The following is a 17,609-nucleotide window of genomic DNA, read 5'->3' on the forward strand; positions in this document are numbered from 1 at the left end:
TCCTTTTCCAAATCCTTGTTGGTGGCAGCTATGATTCTTACGTTTACTTTTATATTTTCTTTGCCGCCAAGACGCCGTATTTCCTTGTCCTGAAGCACCCTCAGCAGTTTGGTCTGCGTAAGAAGCGGCATGTCGGCTATTTCATCAAGAAACAAGGTGCCTGTGTCTGTAGATTCAAGCAGACCGATTTTTCTGTGTGTTGCCCCTGTAAAGGCTCCCGCCTCATAGCCAAAAAGCTCACTCTCTATGAGATTATCCGGTATGGCTGCACAATTTATCGCCGTAAAGGGAGCGGCTTTTCTGCTGCTGTTGTAGTGAACCGCCCGGGCTATCAGTTCTTTACCGGTTCCACTCTCACCATTTATCAGAACTGTTGCAGAGGTCGGAGTTACCTTTTTAACGACATCCATTACCTCCTTTAGTTTCTTTGATTGCCCGATTATCCCGTCAATTTTAAACTTATCATATAATTCCTTATGAAGACGGATGTTTTCCCTTAACAGATTCATTCTCTCAACCGCCTTTGCCACAATCAACAATATAACATCCTTGTCAAGAGGTTTTGTAAGATAATCAAAGGCGCCTTTTTTCATGGCCTCCACGGCACTTGAAATTGTGCCAAAAGCTGTTATCACTACCACTGCCGGTCTCAGGGGTTCATACGGAAGCTTATCAAGCAACTGCACTCCCGACATTCCACCCATTTTTAAGTCAGTTATTACCACATCCGGTGTCAGTTCCATTATGAGCTTTAACCCTTCCTCAGCAGAGGCGGCAGTGAGGGCCTCATATCCCTCATCTACCAGAATTGTCCTTAGAATATCGCGCTGAAGCGGCTCATCATCTATAATTATTATTCTGGACACAGTGTTGTACACGGGCAAGGCAGAATCAATCTTACCTCTGCACCCTCTCCTTCCGTACTTTCTATTTCCACTCGCCCGTCATGCTCCTCCATCACCCTTAAGGTCATAGGAAGGCCAAGGCCGGGATGATTTTGTTTGGTGGAAAAAAATGGTTCAAAAATCTTTTTTTTGTTCTCCACTGAAATACCTGTTCCATTGTCGCTTATTGAGAGCATAAACTCCTCCTCTGTGTGCACCGTTGTTATCCTTAGCACCCCGGCTCTTCCGGAGTATGACATTGCCTGAAAAGCATTTGTTATTATATTTAAAATACATGTTTTGAAAAAGTCCGGATCAACTTTTAGTTCAATATCTGAGTCATAGTCTTTGATTATTGTAACCCCCTCCGCCTCAGCCTTTGCCCATATCAACGCTAACACGTCCTCAAGAAGACTGTTTATTCTAACCGGTATAAGAGTGAATTTAAGCGGACGGCTGAAGTCAAGGTAGTCATTTACAAATTTATTGAGTCGCTGGATTTCATGTTTTATGCCGCCAACAAGGTTTTTAAACTGTTGAGCATTGTCTTTTTCAGCAGGAACAAATTTATCGTTTATATAGTCAATACTGAGATTTATAAAGTTAAGTGGATTTCTTATCTCGTGGGCCATATCACGGGTGAGTTGAACAAGACCCGTAAGGTGTTGAGCATCGCGCAGTTTATCCTCAAGATTTTTACTTTCCCTGAGTTTTTCCGCCATGTAGTTGAAGCTATCAGCCAGTTGCCCTATTTCATCTTTACTTACAACTGTTACGCGCTGGTTTAAGTCTCCTGCCGAAATGCGCCTTGAGGCATCAACTATACGCTTAATCGGAAGTGTATATCTTCTTGAAAACACCAGTGTTATCAATGTGGCTATGCTAAAGACAAGCGTTGTCGTGAACAATCTCTTAAAAGTGTTTTGCTTAATCAAAGAGGAGAAATCCTCTTTATTAATTATCAAGTGTATGTAGCCATACTGCTGGCCCTCGGCTACTATCGGTATAATGACATTGTAAATCTTATCGTCGTCGGAAACATGCTCACCCAGCTCTGCCTTTATGACAAGTTCCTTTTTTCTGTGCGACACCGGAGCACCTACCTTTAACTGGTTTGTGCTTGCCAGTATCTCTTTTGAATCGGTGCTTATTATTGAGATTTCCTTAATCCCCTTTTTATTTAAATCTGTCAGATATTTAGAAAGCCGTGCTTTATCGGTCTTCCCTGTGATTTCCTCCACTCCTATCTGAATTGCTTTTGTAAGTTCACCGGTCTGACGTTCCACTTGCAAAAGGAGGTTTTTTTCAAGCTGAAGGTTAAAAAAAACGAGTGAGGACGTCACTATAAAAGTAAGAAGCATCATCATAAGAATAAGACGGATTTTTATAGACGGGATGAAAAAAAGCCTGTTTAACATCTTTTATTGTACCATAAGAGAAAGCCGGAGGGGAAGGACGGTGTCCTTCCCCTAAGTTTCCGCAAATTTAAACTATTAATATACTATTATTGTCTTTCTTAATGTCCCTTTTTCTTGTCAAGTTTGCCCATAAGTTTAAGGGTATATGAGACGAGATGCCATCTTCTCTCCTCATTTAACGTATCCTCGTATGAGGGCATTCCAGTGCCGTCAAGCCCTGTTGTAAAGGTCATATAGATGTCCTCAGGAGCCGAGCCTTTTTTAAGATCGCCTGTAAGGAAATTAAAGGGTAATATTTGAAAACCCCAGTCATCTTTAATATCATTAGACTTGGTTCCATCGCCTTTACCGGTTTCACCGTGACATTCCCAACATTTCATATCCTTATAAACCACTTTCCCCTTCTTTACCGAGTCCTCAGAACCTACCCACGGCGGCCTGATAGCCTTTATTGGTTCACACGGCTGGTCCTCGGTAAATCTCGATGAAAATGTCTTTATATGCTCCCTCAAGGCCTTTCTTTCTTCCAGCGGCAAGTCTTTTAAATTTGTCATAAATGACCTTGGGATGCCGTTTGTTATAGTTCTGAGAAGGTCATCATCTGAGGGCAAACAGCCGGAAGAGGTAGTACGAAATCTGTAAAGCCCCAGCGTAAAGTCCCTCGGACGTATTTCAAGAATGCGTCCGCCGGCCTCCTCTTTTCTGAGCACTCCCGCCGCCCCATTGCCGTCTCCCTTTTTACCATGGCATGGCGCACAACGAGTATTATAGAGCTTTTCACCCGGCTTGACATCTGCGCCATCCCCTGCTTTCACTGTAGTAGCAGTGACACCTATGTTCAGAAAAAACATACATAGCGCTGCGATTAATATATATTTCAGTTTCTTCATATATTCCTTCCTTGCATTTTACTGTTGTCAATCATCAGGGCAACACCCCTGTTTAACATATATCCCATGCCTGTCATTTTATTTAGCAGCACTTGGAAACTCCCTTATGAAAGCAACCACATCGGCAACATCCTGTTTACTCAACGCTGCCGAATCCTTAATAAAAGGAGGCATCGGTGTACCGGCTCTGCCATCAGCTATAGTTACGGCAAGTAATTCGGGATCAACTTTTTTCTGAACCACTGGTGATCTTAGGCTGATGCCTAGTAAATCCTCACCGCCCTTGCCCTCTTTACCATGGCAAACGGCACAGTTCAATTCGTATATATCCTTACCGTGTTGTGCATTACCCTTAAACGCTGCTAAACCAAATGGTTCTTGTGGCTCCATCGGTCTGTTTTGTACCAAATATCCGATTATTTCTTTTATATCCTCATCGCTAAGCCCTGCCGCCGTGCTCTTCCATGCAGTCATCTGAGTGCCGCCTCTACCTTCTTTTATGATTACTTCCAGATTTTTGTCATCCATTATCTTCAAAAACGAAGGATTTTTTATAGCAGGCACAGTGCGTTTGAATATCTCATCGTATAAACTTTTGTCACCGTCACTGTGGCAGGCGCCGCAGTACATTTTATACAATGCCTCGCCGTCTTGTTTGCCCTGAGAGGTATAATTTATACGCCTGTACTTTTTCGGCATCTCATCAGACCTCAGTGACAACATGTAAGTAGTCAGCAAATCGGCCTCACCCTGCTGGAGTTTGACTTTCATTGCAGATTCCGCCACTAAAGCGCGAGGGTCGTCAAAGTGCTGCTTTAACCAGTTAAACACTGTACGCTCCCCTGTGACGTGTTTCATCGGGAAATAGGCTATCGGCTGGTAACCTACACCGTCCAGCGCCTTGCCGATATCTCCACCCACACCATTTAGCTTATGGCAGCCTTTACAGCCTTTCTCTCTAAACAGTGTCTCGCCTTTTACAACATTGTCGCCGCCGTTTTTAGTTAACATGTTAAGGTCATGGCACTGTAAACATGCGTTTTGAACATAGTTAAGCGGCAGGATTGGGTGGTCCCAGTGGGTTTCATGCCCCTTACCGTGTGCTTCCTTTTTGTTTGTGGCAAAACTCTGGCCCTCATGACATACAGTACATCCAAATTTATCCACCGGATGATTGACAAGGTAGTTGCCACTGTGTTTCTTAAACGGCACTTTGACATCTTCCATTAGTGGATTATCCACTCCCGCATGACAGTTCACGCAGCGGTCCTCTCTTTTTAAATCACTTAGGTAAATCTGCTTAAACCCCAGAGGCATGGCCTTAGCCCTTTTCTTTGTAGCCTCGTCCTTAGCATTTTTGACCAGTAAGTCCTTGTACTCGGCTTGATAGTACTTCCACTCAGGCATTACCGCATGATATGCCGTTAATCCTAAGTAAGAAATGACAAGTAGCCCGGATATCAATAAAACGGATAAATAAAATCTACTGTGCATTTTTTACCTCATTCTTTTTATTATTCAAGTCCATTTATCAGTTCTCAGCCATCAGTGGATTGGCCACTGGCTCCTTGACCAGTAAAAATCCCAGTTCGGTCCTCTCATCTCAGTTGCAAAATATGTAAGGATCACATAGCTGACCAAAAACATAACAAACAAGGCCATAGCGCCCATCCTGGTTGATTCAGTTCTCTTTATAACAAATAATGACCACAGCATCATAAATCCGACCCAAATGCTGCCCGGATTTATAAGTGTGATAACCAGTTGAGGTATCTCAGGAAACCAGTTTCTAAGCCACCCAAAATTAACCGCAAAAGCCAACATCCCTATGACAACTATGATACTGATTATAAATGCCTCAGCGGCTATATATTTTCCTCTTCTGTCGGTAAACCAAACGCCCACTTTTTCCTGCTCTCTGTCAAGGTATGGGATAAGTGCAAGCCCTAACAAAGCCACAGAGGGAAGTCCGACTCCGCCCATAAATGCCGAGTAGGACAGAAGCTCCTGAAGCCCAAGAAAATACCATGGAGCCTTAGCAGGGTTTTCAGGAATGAGCGCATTTGCCATCTCCTTAAGAGGTGCATCCACATAGTATGAATATATTAACGCTCCGGCCAGTGTGGCCATCATAACTGCCAGTTCAGCTATCAGCAGATTGGGCCAGCTCATAACGGTGTTTTCGATATCTTTATCAACAGCGGGGGTTTTACCCTTTGCTAATTCCATTAAGCCGTAAGTCTTGTATGTCGGAAATATACCGCCGACTTTCTTTGGCTCAAGTACGTAGCCGATGTCGCTGTTTCTGACGGTAAATCCCTCCGGTTTTGTCAGGCCGCCGTCTTTTCGTATCCTCCAGAAGTGAATGCCGACAAAGATGGATATAATAATAGGAAGGAGCATGACATGAAACAGATACACTCTGTTAAGAGCCTCTTTGCCAGGGGTTAAGCCTGCAAAAACAAAATCTGTCGTAAATGTGCCGACATCAAAAAATTTGGTTAACCCCAGTGAATCGGTGAGTTCTTTTGGAGACATCATGATATTTGACACTATGACCATAGCCCAGTAGGAGAGTTGGTCCCACGGCAGCAGGTACCCGGAGAGGTTAAGTGCAAATGTTAAAATCAAAAGCACAATGCCTACCAGCCAGTTGAACTCCCTGCCGGCCTTGTATGAGCTGGTAAAGAACACCCTTGCCATGTGCAAAAACAGAAAGACAATCATTCCCTCGCCGGCCCATTTATGGAAGTTTCTGGCTACTTTACCTCCAAAGACCACATTATTAATATTTTTTACCGTCTTAAAGGCATTTTCTATCGAGGGGTTATAATAGACCATAAGAAAAACGCCCGAGACCACTACAAAGACAAACAGAAAAAACGCAATAAGCCCCAACCCCAGAGTATAGGATGGCCGCAGCGTGTTTATGTGCGTTTTAACACCCTGAATGTGCATAAAGAAATTATTATAGATAACCGACGCCCTTGACTTGTCAGAGGTTGGCTGCCCGCCTCTGAACACAGAGCCGATGAAAGAATCGGTCAGCGACTTTAAATTCCCTATGAATTTGGAAATTCCCGATTGATCAGTTTCGTTCATATTTCAAACCCTCTCTTTTCTTAAGCAAATCTATTTTTTGTGCCCGCGGGTACTTCACGTGACGAATCAACAACAAGGCTGCCATCTACGTCCTGAGTGATTTCATACCACGGTAACCCTCTGGGGGCCGGGCCCGATGTTACCTTGCCGGCCTGATTGTACTTTGAGCCATGGCACGGGCATTGAAAACCTGTCTCCGTCTCAAAAACCAGGCAGCCCAGGTGCGTGCATACGCTGGATATAGCGTAAAGGCCGCCCTCATCCGAGAAAATAAAAACCTTCTTGTCATCAAGCTTTTTGAATGTGCCCACCGGGAAGTTTTCAGGTTTCCCAATCTTGAAACTGCTTGATTCCTCGTAACGGGCGTCTGATTTAAAAAACCTGAAAACACCTGCTAAAATTCCCAGGCCGGCCAGCGCAGCAGTAGCTAAAGCCGAGAAAGACAGAAAATCCCGTCTTGAGACTCCTCCTTCTTTGTCCTGTGCATCTTCACTCCTCATCTTTGTACACCTCCTTGAAAGCGAATCTTTCCATGGTTATAGCATCTACAGGGCAACGGTGTGCACAGTAGCCGCACCTTATGCACCTGTCCTCATCTTTTATTATCGCTGAGCCGGTCGTTCCCTCAGGCAGTTTTCCGTAGCGGTTTACGTACAAAGCTGTAAGGGTTTCGTTGCCTTTGATTTTATCCAGTCCGACCAATCTCAGGCAATACTCAGGGCACACATCGGCGCACCCTCCGCACAGTATGCACCGGTCACCGTTAAATATTGTGTTGACGGCGCAGTTTAAGCACCGGTCACCTTGTTCTTTTGCTAAGCCCTCTTCAAAGCCGGTCTCTACAAGGTGTTCCACACTTTTGAGTCTTGCCTCAACATCTGCCGCCGGCACATGGGCACGTTCTATTTTCTCATAATTGGATATGTGTGCCACCTCATTGTCTGCAACCTCATTCTCTCGATATAACGCATGCACCTCGTGTGTCTCTAAGGTTAGTGTCCTTCCGCTTATGTATTGGTGAATTTTTAAGGCAGCCTTTTTCCCGCTTGCCACGGCGTCTATAACAAGTTTCGGGCCATAGGCCAAATCCCCTGCAACAAAAAGCCCGTCCAAAGACGTGGATACGCCGTCGGGGTTGACGCTTATCATACCGCGCTCGGTCATTTTAACATCCAACCCACAGTCTGACAGGAAAGATAAGTCGAAAGCCTGCCCTATTGCAAACATTACGGTCTCCACAGGCAGCGTTATAATATCCTCATCGTCGTATCTGGGGTTAAACTTGCCCTCACCGTCAAAGAGCGATATGCATCTTCTGAACATCATTGAAACCACACGGTTTTTTTCATCGAGGTTTATCTTCAAGGGGCCGTAGCTGTTAATTCTCTCCACACCCTCCTCCTCAGCCTCCTCGATTTCTATTTTATCGGCCAGCATCTGCTCAAACTCCTCGATACAGACCAAAGTGACAGAATCCACCCCTTTTTGCCTCACAGATGTGCGTGCAACGTCGTAAGCCACGTTGCCACCGCCTATTACCACAACATTTGGGCCTATTGAGACCTCCTTGCCGCAAAACACATCCCTCAGAAAATCCACCCCGCCGATAACACCCTGTCCCTTTGCTCCATCCAGGGGAAGCATTCTGGACTTCTTGGCTCCAACTGTAACAACAACAGCTGCGGAGTTATCATACAATTCTTTTATACTTATGTCTTTACCTACCTGTACTCCAAGTTTTATCTCCACACCCAGAGCCTTTATAGCATCAATCTCCGCTTGCAGTATCTCTCTGGAGAGCCTGTAAGGGGGAATACCCACTGCACACATACCGCCGGCTACATTTTCCATCTCATATATAACGGGGCTGTAGCCCATAAGGGCCAGTTCGTGAGCGCAGGCAAGACCGGCAGGGCCGGCTCCTATTATAGATATGGGTTTAACCTCATCCTCACCGGCGATACCCATTATTCCGGAGCCTTTCTTGTTGAGTTCTTTTTTTAAATTATTTACAAATTCCCCTTTATCATTATATATCTCGGTGCCGTACTTTTCGGTGACAAATCTCTTAAGCGCTCTTATTGATACGGCTGCATCAATACCCTTCCTCCGGCAGGCAAGCTCACAGGGGGCTGCACAGATTCTGCCGCATATCGAGGCAAGGGGATTGGGTGTCCTGGCTATCCAGTATGCTTTCTCGTAGTCCCCGTCCGCTATTGCCCTTACATAACCCCTTGAGTCCGTGCTTACAGGGCATCCGGTCTGACATTTCACGTTTTGCTTCCAGTACTTATAATCCGGAATCACCACTTCAAATATTCGTTTAATCATCTGATACTCCTTTCTCTGGTACTTACACTTAATGGTTGCCTTTAAATATCATAGAGACCGCATCCATGATATCCTGATACTGCACCGGCGTACATTAATCCCTGTTGTGACAATCAAAAACCCCTTATTTTCAGCTTTGTAACTTTTGTTTAAGCAAACACAAACAATAATATTCGATAAATATTAAAAAAGTAAAGTATAAAAAATATAAATTATATTTTTTATACTTTAAAAACAGTGGTTACCATGTACAGCCTTGTGATATAATGAAGGTTCCGTATATGAGAGATTTAATGGCAGTAGGGAAAAGCAAGGAGGTTAGATTATGAATGTTGCTGAAAAGATAAAAGAATTAAGCGAAACTATCGTACATAACGATAATTTCGCTGATATTAACAATCTTTTTTTGGATTTAGCCGAGGACCCGGGGTTCCATAATGTGAGTAAACCTGAGATAAGCAAAAAAATTAAGGATACTATTACAACGGTTGCAAAGACACTTGTTAAGAATGCGGAGATAAGCGATTTTATGTCTTTAAGTATCAGAAAACATCATTTTTGGCATGGTTGTTTTTTTACTAATAACCGGTTGTCAACGTTTTTTTATTTTGAGACACTCGAGATGGGATTGCTGGCAATTGTCAAAAACGGCGGTGGCACAGACCTTATAAGGTTTACAGCTTCCAGGCATTCACGCTGTATTCATTAATACCAAGCTGCATTCAATCGCCTAACATTGTTGGCATCGTCACAAGCTCCGGGGTGTACGCTCCCCTAAATGGGAATCCCCTGCTAGGGGAGGCGTCGCCGGCTCCCAGCCGCCTGCGTTTACTTCTGACTGCAACTTGGTATAAAATAACGGTATCCGGCACAAATATTTATAAAAAAACATTGACATATTACTATATAATATTTAAGCGATGGAATATCAACAAGAGAAGAGCCCTGCTTCCGGGGTAAAAATGGAAGGTGCAATCATCAATGGCCACTTTGACGGCTTCTAATGTCTTTACACTGATTTTTTACAACAGAGGAGGTATTTATGGGATTCAATACAAAAGATGATTTAGCGGGTACCGCCCCTGATGACCCATACGATTTGAATTTTACATCCGCCACTTCTCAGATAAAGGTTCTTGTCATAAACTGCGGCAGCTCTTCATTGAAGTATTCCCTGTTTAATGTTCCGCAGAGCCGTCCCCTTTTTGAGGGACTTATAGAGAAAATAGGTTCAGCCTCACCGCTCCATAAGATTAAAACATCCGGCGGGAAGACGGAGAGACAGGATGGCGTAAAAGATATCGGAGAGGCGTTTCTGAAGATGGAACATGCTCTTGTAAGTGAAGAGTTTGGAGTTTTAAAGTCTTTAAATGAAATTCAGGCGGTAGGACACAGAGTTGTTCATGGCGGCGACAGGTTCTCAGCTTCAGTTGTGATAGACAAGCAGGTTAAAGATGCTATAAGAGACTGCTGCACACTTGCTCCATTACATAATCCCTATAATCTTTCCGGCATAGAGGAGATGGAAAAGATTCTTCCTGAGACATCGGCGGTAGCGGTTTTTGATACGGCATTTCATCAAACCATGTCAGAGCATGTTTACAGATATGCCCTGCCGTATGCGCTCTGTGATGAAAAGCACATAAGGCGATACGGTTTTCACGGAACAAACCATAAATATGTATCATTGGCGGCGGCGATGTATTTAAACAGACCGACAGAGGAGTTGAAGTTAATCACTTGTCATCTTGGCAACGGCGCCTCCATATGTGCAATAGACGGCGGCAGGAGTGTGGATACAAGCATGGGATTGACCCCGCTTGAGGGGTTGATAATGGGCACAAGGGGAGGTGACATTGACCCAGGTGTTATTTTATATCTTATGCGGGAGGGCTACACGGCTGCCGACATAGATACGGTATTGAACAAAGAAAGCGGCCTGAAGGGAGTAACCGGCACAAGTAATGATATGAGGGAGGTACTGGAGCTTTCAAAAGACGGCAATCAGAGGGCAAAGTTGGCTGTATCCATGTTTGCATACAGGATAAAGAAGTACATAGGGGCGTATGTCTCTATTTTGGGCGGGCTGGATGCTTTGATTTTCACAGGTGGAATCGGTGAAAACTCTAATGAAATCCGTGGTGGAGTTTGCAGCGGGCTGGAGCATTTAGGTATCAGAATCTCTGATAATCTTAATAAAGCGGCCAGGGCGGTAAGGGGTGAGGTTACAGACATATCAAATAATGGATCACCCTCGAGGGTTCTGATAGTGCCTGCTGATGAGGAGAGAATGATAACCAGAGAAACTATTCGTGCGCTGCAGAGACACAGCAATACTTAAATTTAGGGCAGCCTCATAATAGTTATGGATTTTTCTGTAATATAAAGTTTATAATAGGGCTGTGTTGACTGTCAGGGTTAGCGCCCTTAATTGGATTGACGACTACATCACTGATAAAATGAGATACGGCGGCGTTTCAAATCAATCAGCATCGGTTTATACTGGTGAATGTACTAAGCTAAACAGTTGTAATTTTTGCTTTTTGACAGGTTCAAGCGGAGCTTTTATCAAATAAATACGGATATTTATATCAGGGAGTGTGATTACAGAATCTGGACATGTGGATTGAAGTATTTCTTGTTGTAGCGTTTATTTTATTTAGTGGTTTTTTTGCCTGTGCTGAAATAGCGGTTGTTACATCTCGCAAAGCAAAAGTGGAGGCTCTTGCAAAAGAGGGTAAAGGGGCTGCTAAGACTCTGTTGTCTTTAATAGAAAATCCAAACAGATTTCTGGCCACGGTTCAGGTAGGAGTTACAATAGGCGGTGGTGTGGCCTCCGCCCTGGGTGGTGTTTTAGCTATTGAGGTGCTAAAGCCGATAATTGCAGAGCTGCCTGTTAAGATTATTGCCGGTTGGGCCGAGCCTCTGGCCATTGGTTTGGTTATTTGTATTACATCGTATCTGACTTTAATTTTAGGTGAACTGGTTCCTAAGTCCATAGCTCTTATGTTTCCTGAAAAAGTGGCTCTTTTTGTGGCTAAACCCATTTCATCTTTTTCTAAACTAAGTTCGATTATCGTTAACATCCTTTCTGCAAGCACCAATATTTTGCTTAGACCTTTTGGTAAAACCGCCTTTACCGACAGAGCGTTAATCTCTCATGAGGAAATAAAACTACTTATAAAGGAAGGGAAAGAAAAAGGAATCTTTGATTTGGCCGAACAGGAACTTATTCATAGTGTCTTTGAATTTAACGATATATCTGTAAAAGAGGTTATGGTGCCCACAGGGCAGGTGGTCGCCCTGTCCCTTGATGATCCGCTTCAGAGCGTACTTAGCAGGATTTACGAGGAACAGTACTCACGCTATCCTGTTTACAGTAAAGAGATAAACAACATTCTCGGCATCATTCATACAAAAGATGTATGTAATATGTTGTCAAAGAAGATAGAGATAAATCTCAGAAAGCTGTTGAGACCTCCGTTTTATGTGCCTGAGACCCTCATGATCAGCACACTTTTGGCGGAAATGAGAAAGAAGCGTATGCACATGGCTATTGCCGTTAACGAACATGGCCTGGTTACCGGAATTGTTACAATTGAGGACCTTCTTGAGGAAATAGTCGGGGAAATCAGAGACGAACATGATACGGAACAGCCGGTCATTGACATTGGAAATAATACTTACATTGTCTATGCCTCAATTAATATCAGAGACCTGAAAGATGACTATAACATAGAGCTTCCCGAGTCTCCTCAATATGACACACTTGCAGGGTTTGTTCTGACCACACTTCAAAAAATCCCCAAAAGCGGTGAAACAATCGAGCTGCCTCAGATGAAACTTACTGTTGTTGAGGTAGTTCATACAAGGGTAGCCAAAGTTAAAATTGAACTAAACAACAAACAAGAGGTGATTAATGACAGTGATATACAAGGTGAATAAGCCAAAGTCCCGTAATGGATTTCTTTTTTTTATAACAGGGTTGATTCTGCCGTTACTGCTTCTGTCATGTGCAGGTTTAGACGGAAATTTCGATTCATCCGGTTACATAAAAGACACAGAGAGCACAGAACAGACAAAGCTATATAACCTGCCAAACGGTCTTAAGGTAATTATCATAGAGGACCACAGAAGCCCCATAGCCACCTTCCAGGTGTGGTATCGGGTAGGTTCCAGAAATGAAAAAACCGGCAAAACCGGTATAAGCCACCTCCTTGAACATATGATGTTTAAGGGTACTGAAAGTCACGCCTCCAAGGTGTTTTCAAACCTCATCCAGAAAAACGGCGGCACAGACAACGCCTTTACAACAAAAAACTATACTATGTACTACCAGACTGTGGCCTCAGACAGAATCGGCATTTCAATAGAGATGGAGGCAGACAGGATGTCCAACCTGTTGCTACTGGAAGGGGATGTCAACTCGGAGCGAAAGGTGGTCATGGAAGAGCGCAGACTCAGAATTGATGACGACCCTCAGGATTTGCTTATAGAGGAACTAACATCTAAAGCCTTTACACAGCATCCATATGGTAATCCGATAATCGGTTCAATGCAGGACATCGAACAGATATCACGAGATGATTTGTACCGGTATTATAAGACATATTACAGCCCTGACAATGCAGTCATTATAATAGCTGGAGACGTTGACCCGGAAAAGATCATGGAGCAGGTGAGCAAACATTTCGGAAAAATCAGGCGAGGTCCGTCTAAAGATGTAGATATCTCACCTGAGCCCGTGCAGAGTCAGGAAAAACGCATAACACTAAAGAAACAGGCTAAATTGCCGTTTTTAATCATGGCTTACCACGTACCCTCAGTGCCTGAAAAGGACAGTTATGCCGTGGATGTGATGACCATAATAATGTCTGGCAAAAGCGGAAGACTCTACCGGAGCCTTGTAAAGGAACAGAGGGTCGCTCTCAATGCTTTTTCTTTCTACAGCGGGCTCTACATTGATCCTTATCTTTTTTATATAGGTGGAACCACAAAAACAATGGAGGACATTGAGGTGCTTGAAAAAGCGCTAAATCTTGAAATAGAAAAACTTAAAACTGAGCCGCTTACCGGCAGAGAGCTTCAAAAGGCAAAAAATATGGTTGAATCATCATTTATAATGGGACAGGATTCCATTTTCTTTCAGGCTGAAATACTGGGAATGTATGAGATGCTTGGCAACAGGCGTCTTAAAGATGAGTACCTTAAGGAGATCCGCAACGTCACTACAGATGATGTCATGAGGGTTGTAAAGAAGTACTTTGTGCCTACAAACAGAACTGTTGGAGTTCTGATACCGCAGTAATATTTTAACGGGAGACTATTGGTATGAAAGTTAAAAAAACGGTACTTAACATATATAACGGAACGATTAAGGGCATTATAAGATTATTGATGTTTGGTGCCTGTCTTAATGCGGCAACGGCAGTGGTGGGCCTTACTCCCGGTGTTTCAGAGGCGCTTGTAGCACGGCGGGAGGTTTTACCTAATGGTTTAAAGGTTATAGTGTCTGAGAGACATAATCTGCCGATAGTGAAAATGGAGTTGATTGTTGCGGCCTCAAGGCTGGATGAACCGGCTGCTAAGGCCGGGCTTGCAAGCCTTACCGCAGATATGCTTCTTGAGGGTACCATTGGGCACAGCTCCAAAGAAATTATAGAAGAGATAGAGTTCATGGGAGCCTCCTTAGATGTGATCTCAGAGGCGGACTACACTGCAATCAAACTCTCAGCGCTTAAAAAAGACTTCAACAGAGCCTTTGAAATATTTGCCGATTGTCTGTTGCATCCGGCGTTTGCCGACACTGAGCTTAATCAAAAGAAAGAATTGGTTTTAGGCGCACTGAAGCAAAAAGAGGAATCCCCACATTTTGTGGCAAACAGGGCTTTTATCTCGGAGGTTTTTGGAAACACTCCCTATGGAAGAATATCCACCGGAACCCCTGATACAGTCAGCGCCATAAAGCGGCAGGACATTGTCAATTTTCATGCCGGACACTACAGGCCCTCAAACAGTATCCTTGCCGTAGCCGGTGATATTACATACGAAGAGGTCAACCTGCTGATAACTAAGTATCTGGGTAACTGGAAAGGGAAGCAAGTCAAGGACCGCAGTAAAACCCAGGCTGATAAACCACTCGCTAAAAAAACCGCAATTATTGACAGAGACATAACCCAGGCTAATATAATTCTGGGGGGCAGGGGCATAAAGCGTGACAACCCGGACTACTACACAGTCAGTGTTATGAACTATATTTTAGGGGGCGGCGGGTTTGCATCCAGAATGGTTAAAACCATAAGGGATAACATGGGGCTTGCCTATGACGTGCACTCATACTTTCTTACCTATAAATACGGAGGGGATTTCAGGGTTAGTATTCAGACAAAAAATGAATTTGCCAACACTGCCATAGCAGAGATTCTAAAGCAAATAAAAACTATGAAGGAAACCCTTGTAACGGATGATGAACTTCGTGATGCAAAGTCTTATTTGACAGGCAGCTTTCCCAGACGCCTCGATACAACCGACAAGGTTGTAACATTTATGGCGCAGACTGAATTCTACGGCCTTGGACTTGACTATGATAAAAACTACATTGGTTACATAAATGCAATAACCAAAGAGGATATAAAACGTGTTGCCGCAAGGTATCTTAATGACACCATATATCAACTAGTTATAGTAGGTAACAAAGCAAAGCTGAGTGTTGCCCAGGACTCAAAATAGCATGTTTGAGATACTAAGGTCTCCACCGGCAATGCAACAGTGGTCACAGAAAAAACACTCAGATGGTAAAACCATCGGTTTTGTACCTACAATGGGGGCTCTTCACAGTGGGCATACCGGCCTCATAGACGCCTCAATGGCTGAAAACGACCTGACAGTGGTAAGTATTTTTGTTAATCCAACCCAGTTTTCCGCCGGCGAGGATTTTGAAAAATATCCGCGCAATTATGATGCGGACTCTGAAAAACTGAGACAAACCGGTGTTGACGCCTTGTATTTCCCTGAATCGTCTGATATGTATCCTGATAGCTTTGCAACCTTTATAGATGTCAGGGGGATTTCCGGTAAACTCTGCGGTGCTTTCAGACCCGGGCACTTTACCGGTGTGGCAACAGTTGTTGCCAAGCTTTTTAACATAGTGTTGCCCGCAAGAGCCTATTTTGGGTTAAAAGACTACCAGCAGTGCGTTGTTATCAGAAAAATGGTAAGTGACCTTAACATGCCGGTTATGCTCCGGTTCTGTGAGACTCTCAGAGAACATGACGGGCTTGCAATGAGTTCAAGGAACATTTATCTTAATGAGGAGCAAAGAGGCAATGCAACCGTTGTGTATAAGGCTTTGTGTAAGGCACAAACGCTTATTGAAAAAGGGCTGCTGAAATTTAAAGACGCCGCCGATGTCATGATGCAAATACTGAACTCATCCGTGCATGTTAGCGAAGTTCAGTACAGCAGTGTGTATGACCCTGAGTCGCTTGATGATATTGCGGAGCATTTCACAGAGCCTTACAGTGGAAAGACGGTAGTGCTTGCCATAGCGGTGAAAATTGGAAACACACGTTTGATAGATAATCTTATCATAGCGGTACCCTGAGTTTTGCTATAATATACAGGCATATGGATTTATATAGAGAGATACGGGCAGGATTTTTTGTAATAGCCGGGCCTTGTGTGATAGAGAGCCGGGAGCTTGCAATGTCGGCGGCACTGAAGCTTAAAGAGATATGCAGTTCGCTAGGGCTTACATTTATTTTTAAAAGCTCGTATGACAAGGCAAACAGGACATCGTTAAGCGGCTACAGAGGAACGGGGAGGTTATATGCTGAGAGGATGGAAAGCGGCCTTCAGATATTAAACGATGTAAAAGAAAAACACGGCGTTGCAGTACTCACTGATGTCCACTCTGCAGATGAGGCAAGGATTGCCTCTGAAGTTGTGGATATAATACAGATACCGGCTTTTTTGTCAAGACAGACCGACATAATCATAACAGCCTCGGAAACCGGCAAGACGGTAAACATAAAAAAGGGGCAGTTTATGGCTCCGTGGGATATAAAAAATGTCGTGGCTAAATTTATCTCAACCGGCAACAAGAAACTGCTCATTACTGAGCGTGGCACCACGTTTGGATATGGTAACCTGGTTGTGGATTTCAGGGGAATTCCTATAATGAAAGAGTATGGTTATCCGGTGGTGTTTGATGCAACCCACAGTGTGCAGTTGCCGGGCGGGCTTGGGAGCGCCTCAGGCGGCCAGCGGGAGTTTGTTCCCACATTGGCAAAGGCGGCGGTGGCGGCAGGGTGTGACGGGATTTTCATGGAGGTACACCCGCAGCCCGACAGCGCCCCATGTGACGGCCCAAATATGGTTAATTTTGAAACCGCCGGAGATGTTCTTAGTGTTTCAAAGGCTCTATATGAATTAATTAATACCAGGTAGCAGTCAAATGAGTAACGCAGGCGGCTGGGAGAAAGCGACACCTCCCCTTATAGGGGATTCTCCTTTAGGGGAGACGTTAAGGAGCTTTCGACTATGCCAAAAAAGTTAGGCAAATGAATACAACCTGGAATTTGTCTTTACTCTGATAGAAATAATCCCGACTTTTATGTTAGCCTAAGTAAAATCAATAATATAAAGAGGCAAAATGCACCAACACTATGACTTGACACTAAAGAAATTATTGAAAGACATACCGGTTGAATTACTTAAAATTTTAACAGGGTTTGATACAGGGAAGTTTCTTGACATTGCACTTGTGAATATTCAGTACCGGTTTCCTGATTTAATTATTGAGTTACCCGACAACAGCATCTTACATATAGAGATTCAAAGCGCATCAGATAGCACGATGTTAATGCGGATGTATCTTTATTCGGCTCTCATTTTCAGTCAATATAAGAAATTGCCGAGACAAATTGTTTTATATGTAGGCAATAAACCTCATAATATGGAAAATAAAATAGGGACATATTCAT

At 43.8% G+C, this 17,609-nt stretch carries 15 protein-coding genes; 8 read left to right on the forward strand and 7 right to left on the reverse strand.

The genetic code is table 11. The features are described 5' to 3' along the window. The 7 genes from H7844_14845 to H7844_14875 form a co-directional block, all read right to left on the reverse strand. Window positions 1–866, reverse strand: an 866-nt coding sequence (locus H7844_14845; GenBank protein ID MEO5358556.1) for a sigma-54 dependent transcriptional regulator, incomplete at its 3' end; no start/stop codon positions are given. Then, entirely contained in the window at window positions 854–2,302 is a 1,449-nt protein-coding gene (locus tag H7844_14850) for an ATP-binding protein (protein MEO5358557.1), read from the reverse strand. The genes H7844_14850 and H7844_14845, both read right to left, overlap by 13 nt. A 98-nt stretch (window positions 2,303–2,400) precedes the next feature. Then, window positions 2,401–3,192 (reverse strand): c-type cytochrome, encoded by a 792-nt coding sequence (locus tag H7844_14855; protein MEO5358558.1) that lies wholly within the window; start codon window positions 3,190–3,192, stop codon window positions 2,401–2,403. A 78-nt stretch (window positions 3,193–3,270) separates the two neighbouring features. Continuing rightward, window positions 3,271–4,686: a c-type cytochrome gene (locus tag H7844_14860; protein ID MEO5358559.1), complete on the reverse strand. Its 1,416-nt coding sequence runs from the start codon at window positions 4,684–4,686 to the stop codon at window positions 3,271–3,273. Window positions 4,687–4,737: 51 nt separating this feature from the next. Continuing rightward, window positions 4,738–6,294 (reverse strand): cytochrome b N-terminal domain-containing protein, encoded by a 1,557-nt coding sequence (locus tag H7844_14865; GenBank protein ID MEO5358560.1) that lies wholly within the window; start codon window positions 6,292–6,294, stop codon window positions 4,738–4,740. A 20-nt stretch (window positions 6,295–6,314) separates the two neighbouring features. After that, window positions 6,315–6,794: a Rieske (2Fe-2S) protein gene (locus H7844_14870; GenBank protein MEO5358561.1), complete on the reverse strand. Its 480-nt coding sequence runs from the start codon at window positions 6,792–6,794 to the stop codon at window positions 6,315–6,317. After that, the gene (locus tag H7844_14875) at window positions 6,784–8,625 is read right to left on the reverse strand and encodes an FAD-dependent oxidoreductase (protein ID MEO5358562.1); all 1,842 of its coding nucleotides are present in this window, start codon (window positions 8,623–8,625) and stop codon (window positions 6,784–6,786) included. Before H7844_14875 ends, H7844_14870 begins: the two co-directional genes overlap by 11 nt. A gap of 325 nt (window positions 8,626–8,950) precedes the next feature. Here H7844_14875 and H7844_14880 point away from each other — a divergent pair, with 325 nt between their 5' ends. The 8 genes from H7844_14880 to H7844_14915 form a co-directional block, all read left to right on the forward strand. Then, window positions 8,951–9,334, forward strand: coding sequence for a hypothetical protein (locus H7844_14880; GenBank protein MEO5358563.1), 384 nt, complete (start codon window positions 8,951–8,953; stop codon window positions 9,332–9,334). A 417-nt stretch (window positions 9,335–9,751) separates the two neighbouring features. Continuing rightward, a complete protein-coding gene (locus H7844_14885) occupies window positions 9,752–10,966 on the forward strand; it encodes an acetate kinase (GenBank protein ID MEO5358564.1) in 1,215 nt (404 codons plus the stop codon). A 278-nt stretch (window positions 10,967–11,244) separates the two neighbouring features. Then, a complete protein-coding gene (locus tag H7844_14890) occupies window positions 11,245–12,570 on the forward strand; it encodes a hemolysin family protein (protein ID MEO5358565.1) in 1,326 nt (441 codons plus the stop codon). Next, window positions 12,545–13,933, forward strand: coding sequence for an insulinase family protein (locus H7844_14895; protein MEO5358566.1), 1,389 nt, complete (start codon window positions 12,545–12,547; stop codon window positions 13,931–13,933). The genes H7844_14890 and H7844_14895 overlap by 26 nt, the downstream gene beginning before the upstream one ends. Window positions 13,934–13,956: 23 nt before the next feature. After that, window positions 13,957–15,354, forward strand: coding sequence for an insulinase family protein (locus tag H7844_14900; GenBank protein MEO5358567.1), 1,398 nt, complete (start codon window positions 13,957–13,959; stop codon window positions 15,352–15,354). 1 nt (window position 15,355) lies between these two features. After that, a complete protein-coding gene (gene panC / locus H7844_14905; protein ID MEO5358568.1) occupies window positions 15,356–16,228 on the forward strand; it encodes a pantoate--beta-alanine ligase in 873 nt (290 codons plus the stop codon). Between the two features lie 23 nt (window positions 16,229–16,251). Next, window positions 16,252–17,073, forward strand: a complete 822-nt coding sequence (gene kdsA, locus H7844_14910) for a 3-deoxy-8-phosphooctulonate synthase (protein MEO5358569.1) — start codon at window positions 16,252–16,254, stop codon at window positions 17,071–17,073. Window positions 17,074–17,278: 205 nt separating this feature from the next. After that, window positions 17,279–17,609 (forward strand): hypothetical protein (locus H7844_14915; protein MEO5358570.1); only part of this gene is annotated, 331 nt, incomplete at its 3' end.

It is taken from the genome of Nitrospirae bacterium YQR-1, from assembly GCA_039908095.1.
Lineage (GTDB): Bacteria > Nitrospirota > Thermodesulfovibrionia > Thermodesulfovibrionales > Magnetobacteriaceae > Magnetomonas.

Bases quoted from the DNA above. Each gene is read 5' to 3' on its own strand.
- H7844_14875 (MEO5358562.1), bottom strand. From the start codon at position 8,625: ATGATTAAACGAATATTTGAAGTGGTGATTCCGGATTATAAGTACTGG.
- kdsA (MEO5358569.1), top strand. From the start codon at position 16,252: ATGGATTTATATAGAGAGATACGGGCAGGATTTTTTGTAATAGCCGGG.
- H7844_14890 (MEO5358565.1), top strand. From the start codon at position 11,245: ATGTGGATTGAAGTATTTCTTGTTGTAGCGTTTATTTTATTTAGTGGT.
- H7844_14870 (MEO5358561.1), bottom strand. From the start codon at position 6,794: ATGAGGAGTGAAGATGCACAGGACAAAGAAGGAGGAGTCTCAAGACGG.
- H7844_14895 (MEO5358566.1), top strand. From the start codon at position 12,545: ATGACAGTGATATACAAGGTGAATAAGCCAAAGTCCCGTAATGGATTT.
- H7844_14865 (MEO5358560.1), bottom strand. From the start codon at position 6,294: ATGAACGAAACTGATCAATCGGGAATTTCCAAATTCATAGGGAATTTA.
- H7844_14855 (MEO5358558.1), bottom strand. From the start codon at position 3,192: ATGAAGAAACTGAAATATATATTAATCGCAGCGCTATGTATGTTTTTT.
- H7844_14900 (MEO5358567.1), top strand. From the start codon at position 13,957: ATGAAAGTTAAAAAAACGGTACTTAACATATATAACGGAACGATTAAG.
- panC (MEO5358568.1), top strand. From the start codon at position 15,356: ATGTTTGAGATACTAAGGTCTCCACCGGCAATGCAACAGTGGTCACAG.
- H7844_14880 (MEO5358563.1), top strand. From the start codon at position 8,951: ATGAATGTTGCTGAAAAGATAAAAGAATTAAGCGAAACTATCGTACAT.
- H7844_14860 (MEO5358559.1), bottom strand. From the start codon at position 4,686: ATGCACAGTAGATTTTATTTATCCGTTTTATTGATATCCGGGCTACTT.
- H7844_14850 (MEO5358557.1), bottom strand. From the start codon at position 2,302: ATGTTAAACAGGCTTTTTTTCATCCCGTCTATAAAAATCCGTCTTATT.